Source organism: Variovorax multivorans (assembly GCF_051216835.1).
GTDB lineage: Bacteria > Pseudomonadota > Gammaproteobacteria > Burkholderiales > Burkholderiaceae_C > Variovorax.
In genome coordinates this window covers 704,895-722,492 of record NZ_JBPJZL010000001.1, presented here as the reverse complement: position 1 = coordinate 722,492, position 17,598 = coordinate 704,895, and the positions used below count along the sequence as shown (strand labels likewise).

General features: G+C 65.8%; 15 protein-coding genes. 10 read left to right on the top strand and 5 right to left on the bottom strand.

The window, feature by feature from the left end:
* Positions 1–97: 97 nt before the first annotated feature.
* The 6 genes from ACSFCA_RS03435 (at position 98) to ACSFCA_RS03410 (ending at position 7,622) form a co-directional block, all read left to right on the top strand.
* Positions 98–1,966: a bifunctional sugar phosphate isomerase/epimerase/4-hydroxyphenylpyruvate dioxygenase family protein gene (locus ACSFCA_RS03435; RefSeq protein WP_435458633.1), complete on the top strand. Its 1,869-nt coding sequence runs from the start codon at positions 98–100 to the stop codon at positions 1,964–1,966.
* 46 nt (positions 1,967–2,012) lie between these two features.
* On the top strand, positions 2,013–3,422 hold the full coding sequence (locus ACSFCA_RS03430) for an MFS transporter (RefSeq protein ID WP_435458632.1): 1,410 nt from the start codon (positions 2,013–2,015) through the stop codon (positions 3,420–3,422).
* Positions 3,423–3,468: 46 nt separating this feature from the next.
* Positions 3,469–4,155: a DsbA family oxidoreductase gene (locus tag ACSFCA_RS03425; RefSeq protein WP_258354148.1), complete on the top strand. Its 687-nt coding sequence runs from the start codon at positions 3,469–3,471 to the stop codon at positions 4,153–4,155.
* Positions 4,156–4,278: 123 nt separating this feature from the next.
* On the top strand, positions 4,279–4,749 hold the full coding sequence (locus ACSFCA_RS03420) for a hypothetical protein (protein ID WP_435458631.1): 471 nt from the start codon (positions 4,279–4,281) through the stop codon (positions 4,747–4,749).
* Positions 4,746–6,347 (top strand): DUF1800 domain-containing protein, encoded by a 1,602-nt coding sequence (locus ACSFCA_RS03415; RefSeq protein WP_258354150.1) that lies wholly within the window; start codon positions 4,746–4,748, stop codon positions 6,345–6,347. The genes ACSFCA_RS03420 and ACSFCA_RS03415 overlap by 4 nt, the downstream gene beginning before the upstream one ends.
* 63 nt (positions 6,348–6,410) lie before the next feature.
* The gene (locus tag ACSFCA_RS03410) at positions 6,411–7,622 is read left to right on the top strand and encodes a DUF1501 domain-containing protein (protein WP_435458630.1); all 1,212 of its coding nucleotides are present in this window, start codon (positions 6,411–6,413) and stop codon (positions 7,620–7,622) included.
* Positions 7,623–7,652: 30 nt separating this feature from the next.
* On the opposite strand, the gene ACSFCA_RS03405 is transcribed toward ACSFCA_RS03410, so the two are convergent.
* Positions 7,653–8,480 carry an HDOD domain-containing protein gene (locus tag ACSFCA_RS03405; protein ID WP_093179481.1) on the bottom strand — a complete coding sequence of 276 codons (828 nt, stop codon included), beginning with the start codon at positions 8,478–8,480 and terminating at the stop codon, positions 7,653–7,655.
* 121 nt (positions 8,481–8,601) lie between these two features.
* On the opposite strand from ACSFCA_RS03405, the gene ACSFCA_RS03400 reads away from it, so the two are divergent.
* The 3 genes from ACSFCA_RS03400 to ACSFCA_RS03390 all read left to right on the top strand — a co-directional run bounded on the left by ACSFCA_RS03400 (position 8,602) and on the right by ACSFCA_RS03390 (position 12,185).
* A complete protein-coding gene (locus ACSFCA_RS03400; RefSeq protein WP_435458629.1) occupies positions 8,602–9,345 on the top strand; it encodes a tRNA-uridine aminocarboxypropyltransferase in 744 nt (247 codons plus the stop codon).
* A gap of 188 nt (positions 9,346–9,533) precedes the next feature.
* A complete protein-coding gene (locus tag ACSFCA_RS03395) occupies positions 9,534–10,922 on the top strand; it encodes an NHL repeat-containing protein (RefSeq protein ID WP_435458628.1) in 1,389 nt (462 codons plus the stop codon).
* A gap of 51 nt (positions 10,923–10,973) precedes the next feature.
* Positions 10,974–12,185, top strand: a complete 1,212-nt coding sequence (locus ACSFCA_RS03390) for a hypothetical protein (RefSeq protein WP_435458627.1) — start codon at positions 10,974–10,976, stop codon at positions 12,183–12,185.
* Between the two features lie 41 nt (positions 12,186–12,226).
* Here ACSFCA_RS03390 and ACSFCA_RS03385 read toward each other — a convergent pair whose 3' ends face one another.
* On the bottom strand, positions 12,227–13,159 hold the full coding sequence (locus tag ACSFCA_RS03385; protein ID WP_435458626.1) for a LysR family transcriptional regulator: 933 nt from the start codon (positions 13,157–13,159) through the stop codon (positions 12,227–12,229).
* A gap of 127 nt (positions 13,160–13,286) precedes the next feature.
* Between ACSFCA_RS03385 and ACSFCA_RS03380 the strand changes: the two genes are divergently transcribed.
* On the top strand, positions 13,287–13,676 hold the full coding sequence (locus ACSFCA_RS03380) for a RidA family protein (protein ID WP_435458625.1): 390 nt from the start codon (positions 13,287–13,289) through the stop codon (positions 13,674–13,676).
* A 14-nt stretch (positions 13,677–13,690) separates the two neighbouring features.
* Here ACSFCA_RS03380 and ACSFCA_RS03375 read toward each other — a convergent pair whose 3' ends face one another.
* From ACSFCA_RS03375 to ACSFCA_RS03365, 3 genes are all read right to left on the bottom strand, one after another.
* A complete protein-coding gene (locus tag ACSFCA_RS03375) occupies positions 13,691–14,953 on the bottom strand; it encodes an MFS transporter (protein ID WP_435458624.1) in 1,263 nt (420 codons plus the stop codon).
* 215 nt (positions 14,954–15,168) lie between these two features.
* A complete protein-coding gene (locus tag ACSFCA_RS03370; RefSeq protein WP_435458623.1) occupies positions 15,169–16,599 on the bottom strand; it encodes an MFS transporter in 1,431 nt (476 codons plus the stop codon).
* Positions 16,592–17,560 carry a tripartite tricarboxylate transporter substrate-binding protein gene (locus tag ACSFCA_RS03365; RefSeq protein WP_435458622.1) on the bottom strand — a complete coding sequence of 323 codons (969 nt, stop codon included), beginning with the start codon at positions 17,558–17,560 and terminating at the stop codon, positions 16,592–16,594. The genes ACSFCA_RS03370 and ACSFCA_RS03365 overlap by 8 nt, the downstream gene beginning before the upstream one ends.
* Between the last annotated feature and the right edge of the window lie 38 nt (positions 17,561–17,598).

Genomic DNA, 17,598 nt, shown 5'->3' with positions numbered 1-17,598 from the left:
TATTTCGTGCGAATACTGCACGTATGTGATCGATCATCGATCATTTGCCTTCTGAATTGATTGTGGCGAGGGCCGGGTGTTCCTAAAGTCCATCCCCATGCATCGCTCCATTGCCACCGTCTCGCTCAGCGGCACGCTCCGCCAGAAGCTCGAAGCCGTCGCCGCCGCCGGTTTCGATGGCATCGAGCTGTTCGAGGCCGACTTCATCAACTTCAAGGGCACGGCCTCCGAGCTGCGCCGCATCGCGGGCGACCTTGGCCTGACCATCGACCTGTATCAGCCGTTCCGCGATTTCGAAGGCATGCCCGAGCCGCAGTTCCGCCGCAGCCTGGAGCGCGCCGAGCGCAAGTTCGACCTGATGGAGGCCATGGGCGCGCCGATGGTGCTCTGCTGCTCCAACACTTCGCCGCTGTCGGTGAACGACCCGGCACTGGCCGCCGCGCAACTGCACGAGCTGGCCGAGCGCGCTGCGCGCCGCAACCTGCGCGTGGGCTTCGAGGCACTCGCCTGGGGCCGCCACACCTCGCTGTACGGCCAGGCCTGGGAGATCGTGAAGCAGGCGAACCATGCGCACCTGGGCCTGATCCTCGACAGCTTCCACACGCTGTCGCTGAAGGACGATCCGGCGGGCATCGCCAAGATTCCGGGCGACAAGATCTTCTTCTTGCAGATGGCCGATGCGCCACTGCTGTCGATGGACGTGCTGCAGTGGGCGCGCCACCACCGCTCGTTTCCGGGACAGGGCGACTTCGACGTGGTCGGCTTCTTCGAGCAGGTGCTGCGAGCGGGCTACACCGGGCCGCTGTCGCTGGAGATCTTCAACGACATCTTTCGCGAGACGCCGAACCGCCGCACCGCGGTGGATGCGATGCGCTCGCTGCTGTATCTCGAAAGTGAAGTGCGGCAGCGCTTGGGCGATGTCGAGCCCGTGCAACTGTTTAGCCCGCCGCCGGTGCCGGCACTCTCCGGCCTGTCGTTCATCGAGTTCGCGGCCGACGAGGCATCTGCCGTCACGTTGGCCACGCTGGTGAAGCAACTCGGCTTCCGCCGCATCGGCAAGCACCGCTCGAAGGCCGTGACGCTGTACCGCCAGGGCGAGATCAACCTGATCGTCAACGCCCAGCCCGATTCGTTCGCGCGGCAGCGCTTCGAGGCGCACGGCACCTCGGTGTGCGCGCTGGGTGTGCGCTGCGACGATCCCATCGCGGCCGTGGGCCGAGCCACCGCCATGCGTTCGCAGCGGCATGACAGCCCGGTCGGCCCCAACGAACTGCGCGTGCCGGCCATCGTTGCGCCGGGCGGCAATCTCATTCATTTCGTGCCCGAAGCGCTGGGCGACAACGGTTTGTACGAAGCCGACTTCATCCTGGAAGACGATGGCACCGGCGCTAACGACGCCGGCCTGCAGCGCATCGACCACGTGGCCCTGGGCCTGGCCGTCGACCAGCTCGACACCTGGGTGCTGTTCACGCGCGCCGTGCTCGGCCTGGAGCCTGGCGAGAGCCTGGAGCTCGCCGACCCCTTCGGCCTGATCCGCAGCCGCGGCGTCGCCAACGCCGACCGCAGCCTGCGCCTGGTGCTCAACGTGTCGCTGAGCCAGCGCACCCGCACCGCGCGCACGCTGAGCGTGACGGGCGGTGGCGCGGTGCACCACATTGCGCTGAGCTGCACGGATATCTTCGACACGGCCGCCAGGCTGCGTGCAAACGGCACGCGCTTCGTGCCCATCTCCGACAACTACTACGACGACCTGGCCACGCGCATCGACATCGCGCCCGAACTGCTGGCGCGCATGCGCGAAGCAGGCGTGCTGTTCGACCGTTCGCCGGCCGGCGACTACCTGCATATCTATACCGAAAGTTTCGAGGGCGGACTGTTTTTCGAGGTCGCACAGCGCGTGGGCAACTACGACGCCTACGGTGCCCTCAACGCACCGGCGCGCATGGCTTCGCAGGCGCAGGATTGATTTGATTTTTTGATCTGATTTTTTTCGTCAACACTGGAGACAACACATGGCAACCAACACAGCCCATGAGCCGCAAGGCAGGCACCAGTCGAAGAAGGCCGCAGCAAGCGGCTGGATCGGCTCGGCGCTGGAGTACTACGACTTCTTCATCTACGCCACCGCGGCGGCGCTGATCTTTCCGCAGATCTTCTTTCCGAAGGGCGACCCCCAGACCGCCATCATCGCGTCGCTCGCGACCTACGGCGTGGGCTACGTCGCGCGCCCCATCGGCGCCTTCGTGCTCGGCCACTGGGGCGACACGCACGGGCGCAAGCAGGTGCTGGTGCTGTGCATGTTCCTGATGGGCTTCTCGACCGTGGCCGTCGGCCTGCTGCCTACCTATGACCAGGTCGGCCTGCTGGCACCGGCGCTGCTGGTTCTGCTGCGCCTGGTGCAAGGCTTTGCGGTGGCGGGCGAGATCTCGGGCGCGAGCTCGATGATTCTTGAGCACGCACCGTTCGGCCGCCGCGGCTTCTTCGCGAGCTTCACGCTGCAGGGTGTGCAGGCCGGCCAGATTCTGGCGGCCGCCGTGTTCCTGCCGCTGGCGCACTACATGCCCGAAGAAGCATTCAACTCGTGGGGTTGGCGCATTCCGTTCCTGCTGAGCTTCCTGGTCATCGTGGCGGGCTACATCATCCGCCGCGAGGTCGACGAGACGCCGGCCTTCGCCGAAGTCGACAAGAAGGGCGAAGTGGCCAAGGCGCCGATCGTCCAGGCCTTTACCGACAGCTGGGCCGACATGCTGCGCGTGGTCTGCATGGCGCTGATGAACGTCATTCCGGTGGTGGCCACCGTGTTCGGCGCGGCCTATGCCGTGCAGGCCGCCTACGGCATCGGCTTCCAGAAGGACGTGTACCTGTGGATTCCCGTGCTCGGCAACATCCTCGCCGTGATCGTGATCCCGTTCGTGGGCAACCTCTCGGACCGCATCGGCCGCCGCCCGCCCATCGTCGTCGGCGCGCTGCTGTCGGGGCTGCTGTCGTTCGTGTACCTGTATGCCATCAGCATCCGCAACGTGCCGCTGGCCATCGCCATGTCGCTGCTGATGTGGGGCATCGTGTACCAGGGCTACAACGCGACCTTCCCCAGCTTCTATCCGGAGCTGTTCCGCACCCGCAACCGCGTGTCGGCCATGGCCATCTCGCAGAACATCGGCACCACCATCACCGCGCTGCTGCCCGCGCTGTTCGCCGCCGTTGCGCCTCCCGGCTCGACCAACGTGTGGTTCACCGTGGGTGCCATCACCTTCGCGGTGACGGTGCTGGCGGCCCTGGCCGCGCTCAGCGCACGGGAGACCTACCGCATCCGGATGAACGACCTCGGCAAGCCCGACGCTGTGCCGGTCGACAAGCAGGAGTACGACCGCCTGCGCGAGAAGACGCTGCACGACGCACGCCTGGCCAAGGCCGCGGCCTGAAAACCTTTCGTGCACCAAGGGTTGTGGCGCCGTGAAGAATGGCGCCATGACTACCCCTACCTCTTCCCACCTCAAGATCGACTTCGTCTCCGATGTGTCCTGTCCCTGGTGCGCCGTAGGCCTGAGTGCGCTCGAGGCGGCGCTCAGGAAGGTGGCGCCCGACGTCACTGCGGAGCTGCACTTCCAGCCCTTCGAGCTGAACCCGCAGATGTCGCCCGAAGGGCAGGACACCTTCGAGCACCTGAACCAGAAGTACGGCTCCACGCGCGAGCAGCAGGCAGAGGCGCGCGAAATGATCCGCCAGCGCGGCGCGGCAGTGGGCTTCGAGTTCAGCCCCGGAGGCCGTCCGCGTGTCTACAACACCTTCAACGCACACCGCCTGCTGCATTGGGCCGAGCTGGAAAGTCCGGCCAAGCAGGCGGCGCTGAAGAAGCTGCTGCTGAAGGCCTACTTCACCGACAGCCAGAACCCCTCGGACTCCGAAGTGCTGGTGCGCGCGGCGACCGAAGCCGGGCTCGACGCAGCCCGTGCCCGCGAGATCCTGAACAGCGACGAGTTCGCACAGGAAACCCGCGAACGCGAGCGCATGTACACCGACGCTGGCATCCACTCGGTGCCCGCGATCATCATCAACGACCAGCACCTCATTTCGGGCGGCCAACCCGTCGAGGTGTTCGAGCGCGCCCTGCGGCAGATTGCAGGCGCTGCGCCGTCCAGCCTGTCTGCAGCCTGACTTAGCTGGCGCTTAGGCGCCACCTTTGCGCTGCGTTACGAGGGTAAAGAGCGTCAACGCGGAGCGGGTCCGGATGGTTGAGGAGGCGTCCTTGACTCACCATCACTCCCAGGAGCTCCGAAGATGAAGAAGAAAAGCCTAATTGCCGCACTCGCCCTCATGGCTGCGGCTTCGTTGCCCGCATTGGCCGACGAATACGGCAAGCATCCGTTCTACCTCCACGCCCTGTCCGACCTGCAAACGGCCGCCTGGAAGGTGGAGCACCGCCGCCCCGAAGACGGGCTGATCTCGCGCGACGAGCAGGTGGTGGTCGACGAGATCCACGCCGCCATCGGCGACCTGCAGCGCGCGGCATGGCTAGACGGCAAGCCCCTCGAATGGCGCGAGCCCACCGATGCGTGGCTGCCGCGCGAAGGCCGCCTGCATGCCGCGGTCGACCTGCTGCGCAAGGTGCGCTCCGATGTGGCGCGCGAAGAAGACGACCCGCGCTCGAGGCCGTTCCAGCAGCGCGGCCTGGCGCACGTAGACCTGGCGCTCAATACTGCACAGCACGCCATCGGCGACGTGCGCCATCACGACATGCGCATGGAATGATCGTGATGCCGGTCACTGCGTCGATCTTTTCGGTGCGCCGCGCGTCAATGGCGCTCGGTGCGTGTGCGCTGGCCTTGCTCGCGGCCTGCGCAAGCGCACCGGGCGATCAGCGGCCCGTGGTGTCGGTGTCATTGCCTTCAGCACCGCTCAATGACGCCGCCCGCCTGCGCTGGCTAGACCGCGTGAGCTGGGGCGCCAACGCGAGCAGCGATGCGCAGCTTGCAAAGCGCGGCCTGTCGCTGTGGATGCGCGACCAGCTCAACCCGCGCCCCGTGCCGCTGCCACCCGCGGCGCAGGCGCAGATCGACGCGATGAGCATTTCGCGCACGCCGCTCGACCAGCTCGTCACCGAACTCGACGCGCAACGCAAGGCGGCCGATGCGCTACCCGACGAAGACCAGAAGAAAGCCGCGCGACAGGCCTACCAGCAGCGGTTGAACGACCTGGTACGCGAAGCACAACAACGCTTCGTGCTGCGCGCGCTGTACTCGCCCAACCAGCTGCAGGAGCAGATGACGTGGTTCTGGATGAACCACTTCAACGTCAACCTGCGCAAGGACAACATTCGCGCGATGGTGGGCGACTATGAAGAGAACGCGATTCGCCCGCACGCACTCGGCAAGTTTCGCGACCTGCTCGGCGCCACGCTGCACCACCCGGCAATGCTGCGCTACCTCGACAACGCGCAGAACGCCGCCAACCGCATCAACGAGAACTACGCACGCGAGCTGATGGAGCTGCACACGCTAGGCGTGGGCGGCGGCTATTCGCAGGGCGACGTGCAGGAGCTGGCGCGCGTGCTCACCGGCGTGGGCGTGAGCAACCAGCCACTCGACGCGCCGCCGCCGAACGTGCGGCCGGCCGTGCGCGCCGACTACGTGCGCAAGGGCCTGTTCGAGTTCAACCCCAACCGTCACGACTACGGCCCGAAGACGCTGTTGGGCCAACCCATCAAGAGCAGCGGCCTGGCCGAGGCCGACGAAGCGCTCGACCGCCTGGCGCGCGCGCCGGCTACCGCGCGCTTCATTTCGCGCAAGCTCGCCGTGTACTTCGTCTCCGACGATCCGCCGCAGGCATTGGTCGACCGCATGGCCGCTGCCTTCACCCGCAGCGACGGCGACATCGCCATCACGCTGAAGGCGTTGTTCGAGTCGCCCGAGTTCACTGCATCGCTGGGCCGCAAGTTCCGCGACCCGGTGCACTACGTGATGGCCGGCGTGCGGCTCGCCTACGACGATCGCGTGGTGTCGAACGTGAACCCGATGCTCGGCTGGATCAACCGCATGGGCGAACAGCTGTACGGCCACGAGACGCCCGACGGCTATCCGCTCAACGAGGCAGCCTGGGCCAGTGCGGGGCAGATGAACACGCGCTTCGAGATTGCGCGCGCCATCGGCGCGAATGGCGCAGTGCTGTTTCGTACGGACGACAAGGCGCCGCTGGAGAAGCCGGCCTTCCCGCAGCTGGCCGATTCGCACGCGGTGCGCGCGATGCAGGTTGGCATGAGCACGGACACGCGCGAGGCGCTGGCGCAGGCGAAGAACCCGCAGGAGTGGAACACCTTCCTGTTGGCATCGCCGGAGTTGATGCGCCGCTGAGGTTTTGGTTTTTCTCCCTCCCCCTTTGGGGGAAGGGGCAAGACAGAAGAAAGGACAACCGTCATGCAACGTCGAGAACTCTTGAAGCTCATGGCCGCCGCCCCGTTCGCGGGCGCCGCCGGCCAGTTGATGGCCGCGCCCGCGGCCGAAGGCGCCAAGCTGCTGGTCGTGTTCCTGCGCGGCGCGTACGACTGCAGCAATCTGCTCGTACCCACGAGCAGCGACTTCTACTACGCCTCGCGCCCCAACATCGCCATCGCGCGCCCCGGCACGCCCAACGGCGCACTGCCGCTCGACAACAACTGGGGCCTGCACCCCGCGCTGGCGCAGAGCGTGATGCCAATGTTCCAGCAGAAGCAGGCCTCCTTCGTCGCCTTCGCAGGCACCGACGACCTCACGCGCAGCCACTTCGAAACACAGGACTCCATCGAGCTAGGCCAGGCGCTCGACAAGCGCCGCGACTACCGATCGGGCTTCCTCAACCGGCTGGCCGGTGTGCTCGGCGCAGGGCCCGTTACCGACGTGTCGCCCATCGCCTTCACCGATCAGTTGCCCATCTCGATGCGCGGCAGCGCCAAGGCGGCCAACATGGCGATCGCGGGCAACGCACGCTCGGGCATCGATGCGCGGCAGAGCCAGATCATCACGGGCATGTACCGCAACACCTCGCTGGCCCAGCCGGTGGCCGAGGGCTTTCAGGTGCGCGACGAGGTAACGCGCGCGGTGCAGGCCGAGATGGACGCCGCCAGCCGCAACGCCATGACCGCCAAGGGCTTCGAGCTGGTGGCGCGCCGCATGGCGCTGCTGATGCGCGACCGCTTCGACCTGGGCTTTGTCGACGTCGGCGGCTGGGACACGCATGTGGGGCAGGGCGGCGCCACCGGCTACCTTGCCAACCGCTTTGAAGAACTGGGCCGCGGCGTGGCCGGCTTTGCCCAGGAGATGGGCGACGACGCATGGCGCCAGACCGTGGTGGTCGTCATCAGCGAGTTCGGCCGCACCTTCCGCGAGAACGGCAACCGCGGCACCGATCACGGGCACGGCACCGTCTACTGGGTGCTCGGCGGCGGCCTCTCGGCGCAGGCCGGCGGGCGCGTCGTGGGCGAGCAGCAGGCGCTGACGCAGGCCACGCTTTTCCAGAACCGCGACTATCCAGTGCTCAACGAATACCGCGCGGTGTTCGGCGGGCTGTTCAAGCGGATGTATGGCCTTTCGCCGGCACAGCTCGCGCGGGTGTTCGACGGGGTGGCGCCGAAAGACCTGCAGTTGGTCTAGCGCGCGAAGAAGGTCGAGACCGGAGTACGGTCAGGCGATCATCGATTCGAGGTCCGCGGCAAGCTCACGCGGCGCCGGCATTTCTTGGACCATGTCCTCGGTGATGCCGACAGCCAGTGCGGACTGGCTCGGCCAGAAGCCGCCGATATTGCTCAGGTCCACGCCCTGGCGCTCCAGTGCCACGCGCCACACGGCCAGGTGAAGAACGCCGCCGAGTGCATCGGCATGTTCCGACTTTGCCGGGCTCACGAAGCTCGAAAGCCCACCGACCAGGTCGGGAGCGAAGCCCCAGCGCTGCGCCAGAGACGCGCTCACGTCGCCGTAGTGATATCCGAACTCGACAAGCTCGAGTTGCGCACGCCCCAGCGCGTCCAAGGGGTGAACGGCATTCAGCGCGGCCATGCGATCGGGCATTGCCTGCGCCATGATCAGGTGGCCGATGGCATGCATGCTGCCCGCGGTGAACGCCAGGTTGGGGTCCACGTGCCGGGTCTTGGAAGCCAGATACCTCGAGACCGACGCCACGCGCAGGCTGTGGGCCCAGAAGGCTGGGAGGTTGACTCCGTCCACCTTCCTGAAGGCGCCTGACAAACCCGAACTCACGACGAACGACCGGATGGCGGAGAGCCCAAGCATCAGGATCGCACCCTGGATCGAGGAAATCTTTCGCCGGAGCCCGAAGAACGGCGAGTTGACCATTTGCAGCACCCTGGCCGCGAGCACCTGGTCAAGCTCGATCCGATGCGCGATGGCCGCGAAAGGCACGTCGTCGTCGCGCAGCATCTCAATCAGGTCGGATACCACCTTCGGCACGGTGGGGAGCGACTCGTCATTGGCAAAGAGTTCGTCGAGTGTCATGGCGTTATGGGCGTATTGCCTTTGTATGCAATGGATTTTCCCCCAGCACAGGGCCTGCCAGAGCCTCTATCGGCGCGAATGTGTAATTTCTACGGATTCCGGTGGGACCGAGAATCGCCGCATGCCCCACGCCGTCTCCCTCCTTCGCGCCGCCCGCCTGGCGCGAAGCGCCAAGCCCTTTCTCGCCCGTGGTGGCTTCAAGCGCGAGCGCTGCGCGGGCTGCCGCCTGGTGCCCAGCCATTGCATGTGCGCCGTGCGCCCTTCGGTGGCAACGCGCGCGGGGGTGTGCCTGCTCATGGCCGACATTGAGCCGCTCAAGCCCACCAACACCGGTTGGCTGGTCGCCGACGTGGTGGCCGATACCTTCGCCTTCGGCTGGGCCCGTACCGAAACCGATCCCGCGCTGCTGGCGCTGCTGAACGACCCGCAATGGCAACCCTACGTGGTGTTCCCGGGGCAGTATGCGGCGCCCGAGCGCGTGGTACTGACCGTTCCGTCGCCTGAGGCGACCAGCAGCGGCACCGCGAAACGCCCGCTCTTCATCCTGTTCGACGCGACATGGGCCGAGGCACGCAAGATGTTTCGCAGGAGCCCCTACCTCGACCGGCTACCTGTGCTGAGCCTGCAGCCGGAACAGATCACGCAATACAAGCTGCGCAACTCCGGCCGCGACGACCATTTCTGCACCAGCGAAGTGGCCGCGATGTGCATGAGCCTGGCAGGCGAGCATGCCGCCGAGCAAACGCTGGATGCCTACCTGGTGGTGTTCACGCACCACTATCTGAGCGCGAAGAACCAGCAGCCCGTGGCTTGGGATGGTGCGGCGCACCAGCGGCTGCGCGAAGTGTCCATCCCGCGGCCCTGACGACTCTGCCTGCCGCCGCCGCGCCGCACGGGCAGGCGCAGCCGTGCCTCGCTCCGCCATCTACCTAGTTCCGGTGATGGTGAAGAAGCAAATAGTTAACAAGAATCAACGATTTGAAACCGCCGGTAGCACTTCGGCCGGAGCGCGGGTTTCTTTTCGTGAATCGACAAAACCAAAGAGGGCAGTGGATGTTTTCCAGTCAAGTGAGTTTTTACGGGCGCTGCGGCGTCGTGGCCAGTGCGATCGTGTTGCTGGCTTCCTGCGGCGGTGGTGGTGGTGGCGGCTCGGGCTTTGTGCCGATTGCTGCGCCGGTGCAGACGCCACCGCCCCCCGTCGTCGTGACGCATACGGTCGGCGGCACCGTCACCGGCCTCACCGGCAGCCTGGTGCTCCAGAACAATGCGGGCGACGACCTGAAACTCACGGCCGACGGCAAGTTCACCTTTGCTACCGCGCTCACCGAAGGCTCAGCCTACGAGGTCAGCGTGCGCACCCAGCCCCTGTGGCAGTTCTGCACCGTGACCAAGGGCAGCGGCAAGGCCTCGGCCGACATCGGCGACGTGGCGGTCGCCTGCTCGGCGGAAGTGGCGCAGGTGTCCACGTTCGCTGGGTCCGGCACTATCGGCTCGGTCAATGCAAACGGCAGCGCGGCGTCGTTCTATCTTCCGTACAGCGTGGTCGTCGACAAGAGCGGCAACCTGCTCGTGTCGGATACGGCAACGAACCTTGTGCGAAAGATCTCGCCCGCTGGCGATGTCACGACATTTGCGGGCGGTGGCAGCAGCGGTACTTCGCAAGACGGCAACGGCACGGCAGCTTCGTTCTCGGGCCTGTCCGGCCTTGCGCTGGACTCCACGGGCAATGCCTATGCTGCGGAATTCGGCGGCAACCGCATCCGCAAGATCACGCCCGCAGCCGACGTGACCACGCTCGCAGGCAGTGGCGCCATCGGCTCGCTCGATGGCCACGGCACCTCTGCCACGTTCAATACCCCTTCATCGGTGGCCACGGACGCCGACGGCAACATCTACGTGCTCGAATTCATCGGCGCCGTTGTCCGCAAGATCACGCCTGCCGGCGACGTCACCACGCTGGCCGGTTCGGGCACTGCAGGCTTCGCCGACGGCACGGGGACTGCGGCATCTTTCGGGCAGGCCTATGGCATTGCGACTGACGTGGCCGGCAACGTCTACGTTGCCGACAGCGGCAACAACCGGATCCGCAAGATCACGCCCGGCGGCGTGGTCACGACGCTGGCCGGTTCAGGCCAGATTGGCGCGACCGACGGGGCCGGCAGTTCGGCATCTTTCAGCATGCCAGGCGGCCTGACGGTGGACAGCGACGGCAATGTCTACGTGGCCGACACAGGCAACAGCCTGCTGCGCAGGATCACGCCGGCAGGCGTCGTCTCCACGATCGCCGGCCAGCGCGGCGTGCTGGGCGCGCAGAACGGCATCGGCGCGGCCGCCACGTTCAAGCAGCCTTACGGGGTGACTGTGGACGCCGGCGGCACCCTGTACGTGGCCGACACCTTCGGCAACCTGATCCGCAAGGTCACGCCGGTTCGTGCGCCCTGAAGGCCCGGCTTCCCGCTAACCGCACGCGCTTCGCCAAAGGGAATTCTTCGCATGCCAATTTCAGTGGTCAGCGCACACCTGCTTCTTCGATCGCTCGGCGTCCATGTGCTGATGACCGATGCGCGCCTGGGCAACCTCTGTGCCAACTACCGCGCCACCACAGTCACTGCCGTGAATGGGGACGTGGCCCGGGTGAACGCGGTCGTTTCCATCCTCTGTCCTGGGGCTGTGGCGCCGGGTGTTTTCTCGCAGCCGCGGTTCAATGCGGCCAAGAGGTTTCTTGACCATATCAATGCGGGAGCCTCGGTGCCTGCGGTGAGAGCGCTCATCGACGAGGCCGAGGTCGTCCTGGATTGGCTGGGCCTGTCCTTTGCCGCCTTGACGGCGAACAACGTGCCGTCGACCGCCTTGCTGCGCCAGCACTGGGGGAACGTGCTACCGGCGCAGCAGGAGGGCATTTGGCTGTTCGCGCAATTGCGAACCCCCCTCACCGTGGTGCAGACCTTGATCAACCTTGCGAACGTGCCCGGCGCACCTGCTTTGACCAACCTGTCCACGCTAGGGCAGCTTGCACAGGCCGTGAATGCTTGCCGCGGCCTTGCAGACAGGAACCGCTTCTCGGGCATCACAGACGTGGCCTTCCCGAACCTTCGCACGCTCTACGGCCTGCACGGGCCCAACTCCGCTTTCGCGGGATTCGTGCGCTGGGGACCGGGTGACCACGGCTCACCCGAACTGAATCTGAAGTACCACTTCCTCAAGCATGTCTGCTATGCCGGGGTGGAGTCGGAGTTTCCCAGGGAGTCCGCTTGGTGGTGGGGTGTTTTGGACATCAGGCTGACCTTGGATCAGATGAACGGTTTTTTCGCCGGCAGCGTTGCGGAGCACGAAAGAAATGTGGTGCGGGCGATGTTCAATGATGACGAGGACCTGATCCCGGCAAAGAGGTTGCAATTTCTGCTTCTGGGCGTCGTTTCGCAGAACCCGAAATTGCTGAGCTATCTCGTAGACAACTATCAGAACGCCTATCGAGACCAAGCGCTGCACCCGCACGTGGCCATGACGGACAAGATCGTGCAGAGCAATGGCGAGAAGGTGTTCATCAGCGGTGCTGTGCGTATTGCGGGGGGCACGAGGGGTGTCTTCATCATCGGGCGCCTTGACGACGCCGGTCTATTGGGTGTCTCGGCCTGTTACATGTGCGAAAAAATCCAGGACAAATTGACGCCCGCAGCCAAAAACAAGGTCTGGGATCTGGCTTGAAGGCAGTGGCACGACGTCCGGGCGGCTGACCTGCGAGTGCGTCAGCCCGAGGAATCGCGCCGGCCGGCAACAGGCGCATGCCGCGCCATCAGCTCGACCACCCAATCGATGAACACGCGCAGCTTGGCGCTGACATGCCGGTTCGGCGGAAACGCCACGTACAAAGGCATCGGATCGAGTTGCCAGCCCTCGAACAGGGGCACCAGCTCGCCGCTCGGCAGATGTGGTTCGGCCATGTAGTCCGGCAGCCAAAGCACTCCCATGCCCGCCAGACCAGCCGCGAGATAGGCGTTGCCATCATCGACCGACAGCACGTAGCGGCCCTGCACCTCAATGCTCTCGTCGCCGAGGTGCATGGCGTATGGAAAGGTCTTGCCGCTGCGCGACCACAGGAAGCCCACGATGCGGTGATGCGTGTCTTCCAGCTCCCGCGGGTGTGAAGGCATGCCCGCGCGTTCCAGATAGCTCGGCGCCGCGTAAACCCCCAACTGCAGGTCGCCCACGCGGCGCGCCATCAGCGACTGGTCGGTGAGCTCGCCGCCGCGCACCACGCAATCGACGTTCTCGCCGATCACGTCCACCATGCGATCGCTCACGCCCATGTCGAGCTGGATGTCGGGGTAGCGGGCATGGAACGCCGGCATTGCCGGCACCAGGATCATGCGAGCCAGCGGGCTCGGCACATCAACCCGCAGCCGTCCGCGGGGCAACGCCGAGGCGCTCGACAGACTGGTCTCCGCATCGTCCATGTCGGCCAGCAGGCGCACCACGCGCTCGTAGTAGGCCGCCCCGTCGGCCGTGACGTTCACCTTGCGCGTCGTGCGGTTGAGCAGCTTCACGCGCAGCCTTGCCTCCAGTTGCTGCACCAGCTGCGTCACGCTGGTCTTGCTCATGTGCAGTGTCTCGGCCGCCTTGGTGAAGCTGCCAGCTTCCACCACGCGGGCGAATGCCTGCATCGCATCGAAACGGTCCATGTCTGCTGTTCCTGGTTCGAGGATTGTTTGGGTTCTGCAAACAGTGATTGTTGGCTTTGCCCGTTTATCGGGAAAGCACTGCTGCCTAAAGTCCCTTCATCGTCATCAAAGAAGGAAGAAGCAACTCATGGCCAAACGCGACGTCGTTTTCCCGCCCGGGCGCCAGGCGCTCTATGAAAAGAACCGCTACTCGCCGGCAGTCCGCTCCAACGGCTTCCTGTTCGTTTCAGGGCAAGTCGGCAGCCGTGAAGACGGCTCTCCTGAGCCCGAACTTGAGGCGCAGGTACGGCGCGCGTTCGAAAACCTGAACGGAATCCTCGGGGCTGCGGGCTGTACCTTCGACGACGTGGTCGACGTGACCGTCTTCATCGTCGACCCGGAGTCGAACTTCGACACGGTCTGGAAGGTGCTGCCGGACTATTGGGGCAGCGCGCCGCATCCGACGCTGACCGGCATCGGCGTGACGTGGCTCTATGGCTTCAAGTTCGAGATCAAGGTGATTGCGAAGCTCCCATAGAAGCCGCCGAACGGCTACCCCTCGTCGAGTCGATCCCGTCGCATGGCACGCCAGAGCGCAAGGTCGTAGGAAATCTTGAGCAACCCGCATGCGACGAGCGGCAACGAGATCCATCCGGCTGCGAACAGGGCGCCGCTGAGCGTCGGGCTGATGGCTGCGGCCAGACTCCGAGGCACTGCGGTGAAGCTCGCCGCAGCGCTGCGTTCCGCCGGCGTCACGACCGCCATCACGTAGGCCGTTCGCGTGGGCACATCCATCGACGACAGCGCGCTGCGGATCATCAGCAGGCCCAGCGCGACAGGCAGGCTTGGCGCCACCGCTGCCAGCACCAGGCAGACGTTGGCCGGCAGGTGCGTGAAGACCATGGTGTTGAGCAACCCGATGCGCCGGGCCACCAGCGGTGCAGCGAGTTGCGACGCTGCGCTGAGCAGGCCGGTCCAGAAGAAGAACACGCCGGCCTGGGTCAGCGAGAAGCCGAATCGCTCCAGCAGCCACAGCGACATCAGCGCGTTGACCGTCAGTCCGCCGGCAAATGCGTCGACGCTGAAGAGTGCGGCCAATCGCACCACGACGCGGCGCGACGGCCCCAGGGGTGTTGGCGCGACAGGCAGGCTGTCCGCGTTGTTGGCGCCGGCGTAGGCCGGCAGATTCCGATAGAGCCAGAAGACGATCAGCCCGATTGCCGCGTAGACCACGAACATCCCGCGCAGCGCGTCGAGCCGCGCGAACTCGCTGTGCCGAACCAGCCAGTCCGGCACAGCGGCGGCCAGCGCGCCCAAGGCTGCGCACAGGGCACCCAGGAGGCTGTAGCGTGCAAACAATGCTGTTCGTGCATGGCCTTGTGCCGCCGCCGCCAGGCGGGCGTGCTCAAGCGGAAGAAACACGCTGACGTCGCCGGAACTGGGGTTGAGCGTGCCGACCAGCGCGACCACCAACAACGGCCAGAACGAGGACAGGCCCGCAAAGCCCAGGCCCGTAGCGGCCATCAGCAAAGCAGCGCCGCGCAGCAGCCGACCGCCGGCAAAGCGGTATCCCCAGGCGCCGACCGCGAGCGTGGCCAGCGCCGAGCCCAGCATCGTCGCGGTACTGACGATGCCTACCTCCAGCGTTCCGAGCCCGATCGACAGAAGGTAGGCCGGCAGCAGTACCGCCATGTACCCGTCCCCGAAGGCGCGAAGCCCCCGCGCCGCGAGCAAGGGCAAGGCGCCTGGATCGACTCCGGAAGGCAGCAGGCGCGCGAGGCCCATGCGTGGGCGAGATGCGGAAGTGGTGCTCATCGGGTTTTCACAGCCAGAAGCGCAGGGGCTTCGATGAAAGAGATGGGCTGGGGTGGCGCGGTAAGCGCAATGGGTGCGTCAGGAAAGGCGGTGTCCACGGATAGCTCCGTTGTGAGTCACCAGCGCTTGGACGGGACACCGTCTGACTTTGCAGAACGGGAGGCTGTTTTCCCGCGAGCGGCATCGTAGCAGACCCAAAACCACATTGCGTGGTTCTACGGCTTCCAGTTCGGGATCAGCGCCGCACCCGCAAGGCAAAGACAAGCAAGCATCGCGAAAGCATTTCTCGCCCCCTGAGTGAATGCAACGACATCGACGCCCGAGAGCCCTGCACCGCCATTCCCGAGAATCATGAGCTGCGAGCTGTAGGGCAGCCCAGCCATCGCCACGCTCAACGCCAGGGCGGTTCCCATCATGATTCCGGTGTTCTGCAGCGTCGAGCGAACGCCGTTCGCAATGCCCCGGCGCTGCGGCACCACGCTTTGCAGAATCGACGCGTTGTTGGGCGTCACGAAGCTCCCGATGCCCAGGCCCAGCATCCACAGGCACGCGGCCAGTTGCCCGGCGCCGATGGCCGGCTGCAGCATGGCTGCCAACAGCGCCAGCGCGGCTGCGGCAAGCAGCAGGCCTGCAATGCAGATGGCTTGGGGTGTGAAGCGTCGCATCAGGCTGCCGGCTGTAGGAGCGGCCATCAGCATCCCCAGCGCGACCGGTGCGATGCGCATGCCCGCCTCTGATGGCGCCAGGCCCGCGCACGCCTGGAGATACAGGGCCACGAGCAGCAGTGGCGCAGCCTGCGACATCGACAGGAGCAGGATGCCCGCGTACGCCGTGCGACGCCCCGAGTCCTTGAACAGCGCCGGGTCGACCAAGGGGCTTGCCGTGCGCTGCTGAACCTTGGCGAACAAGAGGAGGGCGCAAACACCTGAGAGCATGAAGGCCCACACCGGTGTGCTCGCCCAGCCGCGCGTTCCCACCATCGATAGGGCATAGATCACGCCCCCGATCCCGGCGAGCGACAGCAGGGCACCGGTCAGGTCGAAGCGCTCGGCCTTGGCCGTTGCCGCGCTCTTCGGCAGAACCCGCCACGACCACGCCAGCACGCAAAGCCCGACAGGCATGTTCAGCATGAAGAGAACGCGCCAGCCCCACCACGACACGACGAACCCGCCAGCCAGCGGCCCCACGACCTGCGCCAGCGCGGCCACCATGGCGAGCACCCCGAGCGCAAGGCCCACCTTCTTGCGGCCGAAGGCATCGCCCACCAGGGCGCTGGAGTTGGCCATGACGCCCGCCGCACCCACCGCCTGGCAGATGCGAAAGAACAGCATGGCGCCGAAGCTCGTCGCGGCCGCGCAGGCTGCACACGCAACCAGAAAAAGCCCCAGCCCCGCAAGAAAAAGCCGCCGTCGCCCCCACAGATCAGCCAGCCTCCCGAAGCTGAGGATGCACACGGTGCTGACCAGCATGTAAGACAGCAGGATCCAGCTTGCCTGCGATGGCGAAGCGTTCAGGCCGCGCGCAACCGAGGGCAGCGCCACGTTGAGCGCGCTGAGATTCAAGAAGCAGAGAAACGCACCCAGGCTTGCAACAACGAGCACCGCCCACGCGGCCCTTTCCTCGTCTTCTGCCGCCGCTTCACTCATCGCTCTTGAAGCCCGAGGCCTTGACGATGGGCCGCCAGTACTCGCGGTCTTCGTTCATGATGCGCGTCACTTCGGCGCCGGGCAGCCCGGTCGCGTCGAGCCCCATGCGTTCGAGCTGGCCGCGCACCTGCGGGCTGCGCATCGCTGCCAGGAAGGCTGCTTCAAGCTTCGCGACAACATCCTTCGGCGTGCCCGCCGGCACGAAGGCGGCATAAGACGCGTTGGCACGATCGAAGGCGTCGTAGCCCGCTTCCTTGAAGGTCGGAACATCAGGCAGCCAGCTCAGCCGCTTCGTGCCCGCCACGCCGAGGATGCGCAGCTTGCCCGAGCGATGCAGCTCCAGCTGGCTGGCCAACGCGTCGGCGCCCAGCGGCACGTGGTCGCCGATGATGTCTGTCGCCAGCGGCGCGCCGCCCCGGTAAGTAACGGCCGTGAGCGGCACGCCGATGGCCTTCGACAGTTGCAGCACGCTGAAGTGCAGGCCGCCGCCAAGGTTGGTCATGCCCACGCTGCCCTGAGCGGGGTTCTTCTTGATCCACGCGACGTATTCGGGAATCGTCTTGTACGGCTGGTTCGCGCCGGTGGAGACCACGCTGGGCACGTTGGCCAGATGCGCGATGGGAATGAAGTCTTTGTCGACGTCGTAGTTCAGCCGCGCATAGGTCATCGGAAACAGCACGAAGGGCGGCGTTCCACCGATGAGGATCGTGCGGCCGTCGGGCCGCGCAGCCTTCACCGCCTCGATGGAAATGCGCGTGGATGCACCGGGGCGGTTTTCCACCAGAACGGGCTCCTTGAGCGAGCCTCGCAATTCCTCGGCGAGGGAGCGCGCCAGGTTGTCGAGCGCGCCGCCCGGCGGAAAACCGATGATGAGGCGAACGGGCGCGTTGTCGGCGTGCGCGGCGACGCCGGCCAGGGCAATCGACGCGCCGAGCACGAGTGTCTTCAGGAACGAGGTCATGGTGGCTACCTGATGGTTGAAAAATCGGAAGAGAAGAA

Bases quoted from the DNA above. Each gene is read 5' to 3' on its own strand.
- ACSFCA_RS03385 (WP_435458626.1), bottom strand. From the start codon at position 13,159: ATGGACCGTTTCGATGCGATGCAGGCATTCGCCCGCGTGGTGGAAGCT.
- ACSFCA_RS03420 (WP_435458631.1), top strand. From the start codon at position 4,279: ATGAAGAAGAAAAGCCTAATTGCCGCACTCGCCCTCATGGCTGCGGCT.
- ACSFCA_RS03390 (WP_435458627.1), top strand. From the start codon at position 10,974: ATGCCAATTTCAGTGGTCAGCGCACACCTGCTTCTTCGATCGCTCGGC.
- ACSFCA_RS03395 (WP_435458628.1), top strand. From the start codon at position 9,534: ATGTTTTCCAGTCAAGTGAGTTTTTACGGGCGCTGCGGCGTCGTGGCC.
- ACSFCA_RS03410 (WP_435458630.1), top strand. From the start codon at position 6,411: ATGCAACGTCGAGAACTCTTGAAGCTCATGGCCGCCGCCCCGTTCGCG.
- ACSFCA_RS03365 (WP_435458622.1), bottom strand. From the start codon at position 17,560: ATGACCTCGTTCCTGAAGACACTCGTGCTCGGCGCGTCGATTGCCCTG.
- ACSFCA_RS03375 (WP_435458624.1), bottom strand. From the start codon at position 14,953: ATGAGCACCACTTCCGCATCTCGCCCACGCATGGGCCTCGCGCGCCTG.
- ACSFCA_RS03370 (WP_435458623.1), bottom strand. From the start codon at position 16,599: ATGAGTGAAGCGGCGGCAGAAGACGAGGAAAGGGCCGCGTGGGCGGTG.
- ACSFCA_RS03415 (WP_258354150.1), top strand. From the start codon at position 4,746: ATGATCGTGATGCCGGTCACTGCGTCGATCTTTTCGGTGCGCCGCGCG.
- ACSFCA_RS03380 (WP_435458625.1), top strand. From the start codon at position 13,287: ATGGCCAAACGCGACGTCGTTTTCCCGCCCGGGCGCCAGGCGCTCTAT.
- ACSFCA_RS03435 (WP_435458633.1), top strand. From the start codon at position 98: ATGCATCGCTCCATTGCCACCGTCTCGCTCAGCGGCACGCTCCGCCAG.
- ACSFCA_RS03425 (WP_258354148.1), top strand. From the start codon at position 3,469: ATGACTACCCCTACCTCTTCCCACCTCAAGATCGACTTCGTCTCCGAT.
- ACSFCA_RS03430 (WP_435458632.1), top strand. From the start codon at position 2,013: ATGGCAACCAACACAGCCCATGAGCCGCAAGGCAGGCACCAGTCGAAG.
- ACSFCA_RS03400 (WP_435458629.1), top strand. From the start codon at position 8,602: ATGCCCCACGCCGTCTCCCTCCTTCGCGCCGCCCGCCTGGCGCGAAGC.
- ACSFCA_RS03405 (WP_093179481.1), bottom strand. From the start codon at position 8,480: ATGACACTCGACGAACTCTTTGCCAATGACGAGTCGCTCCCCACCGTG.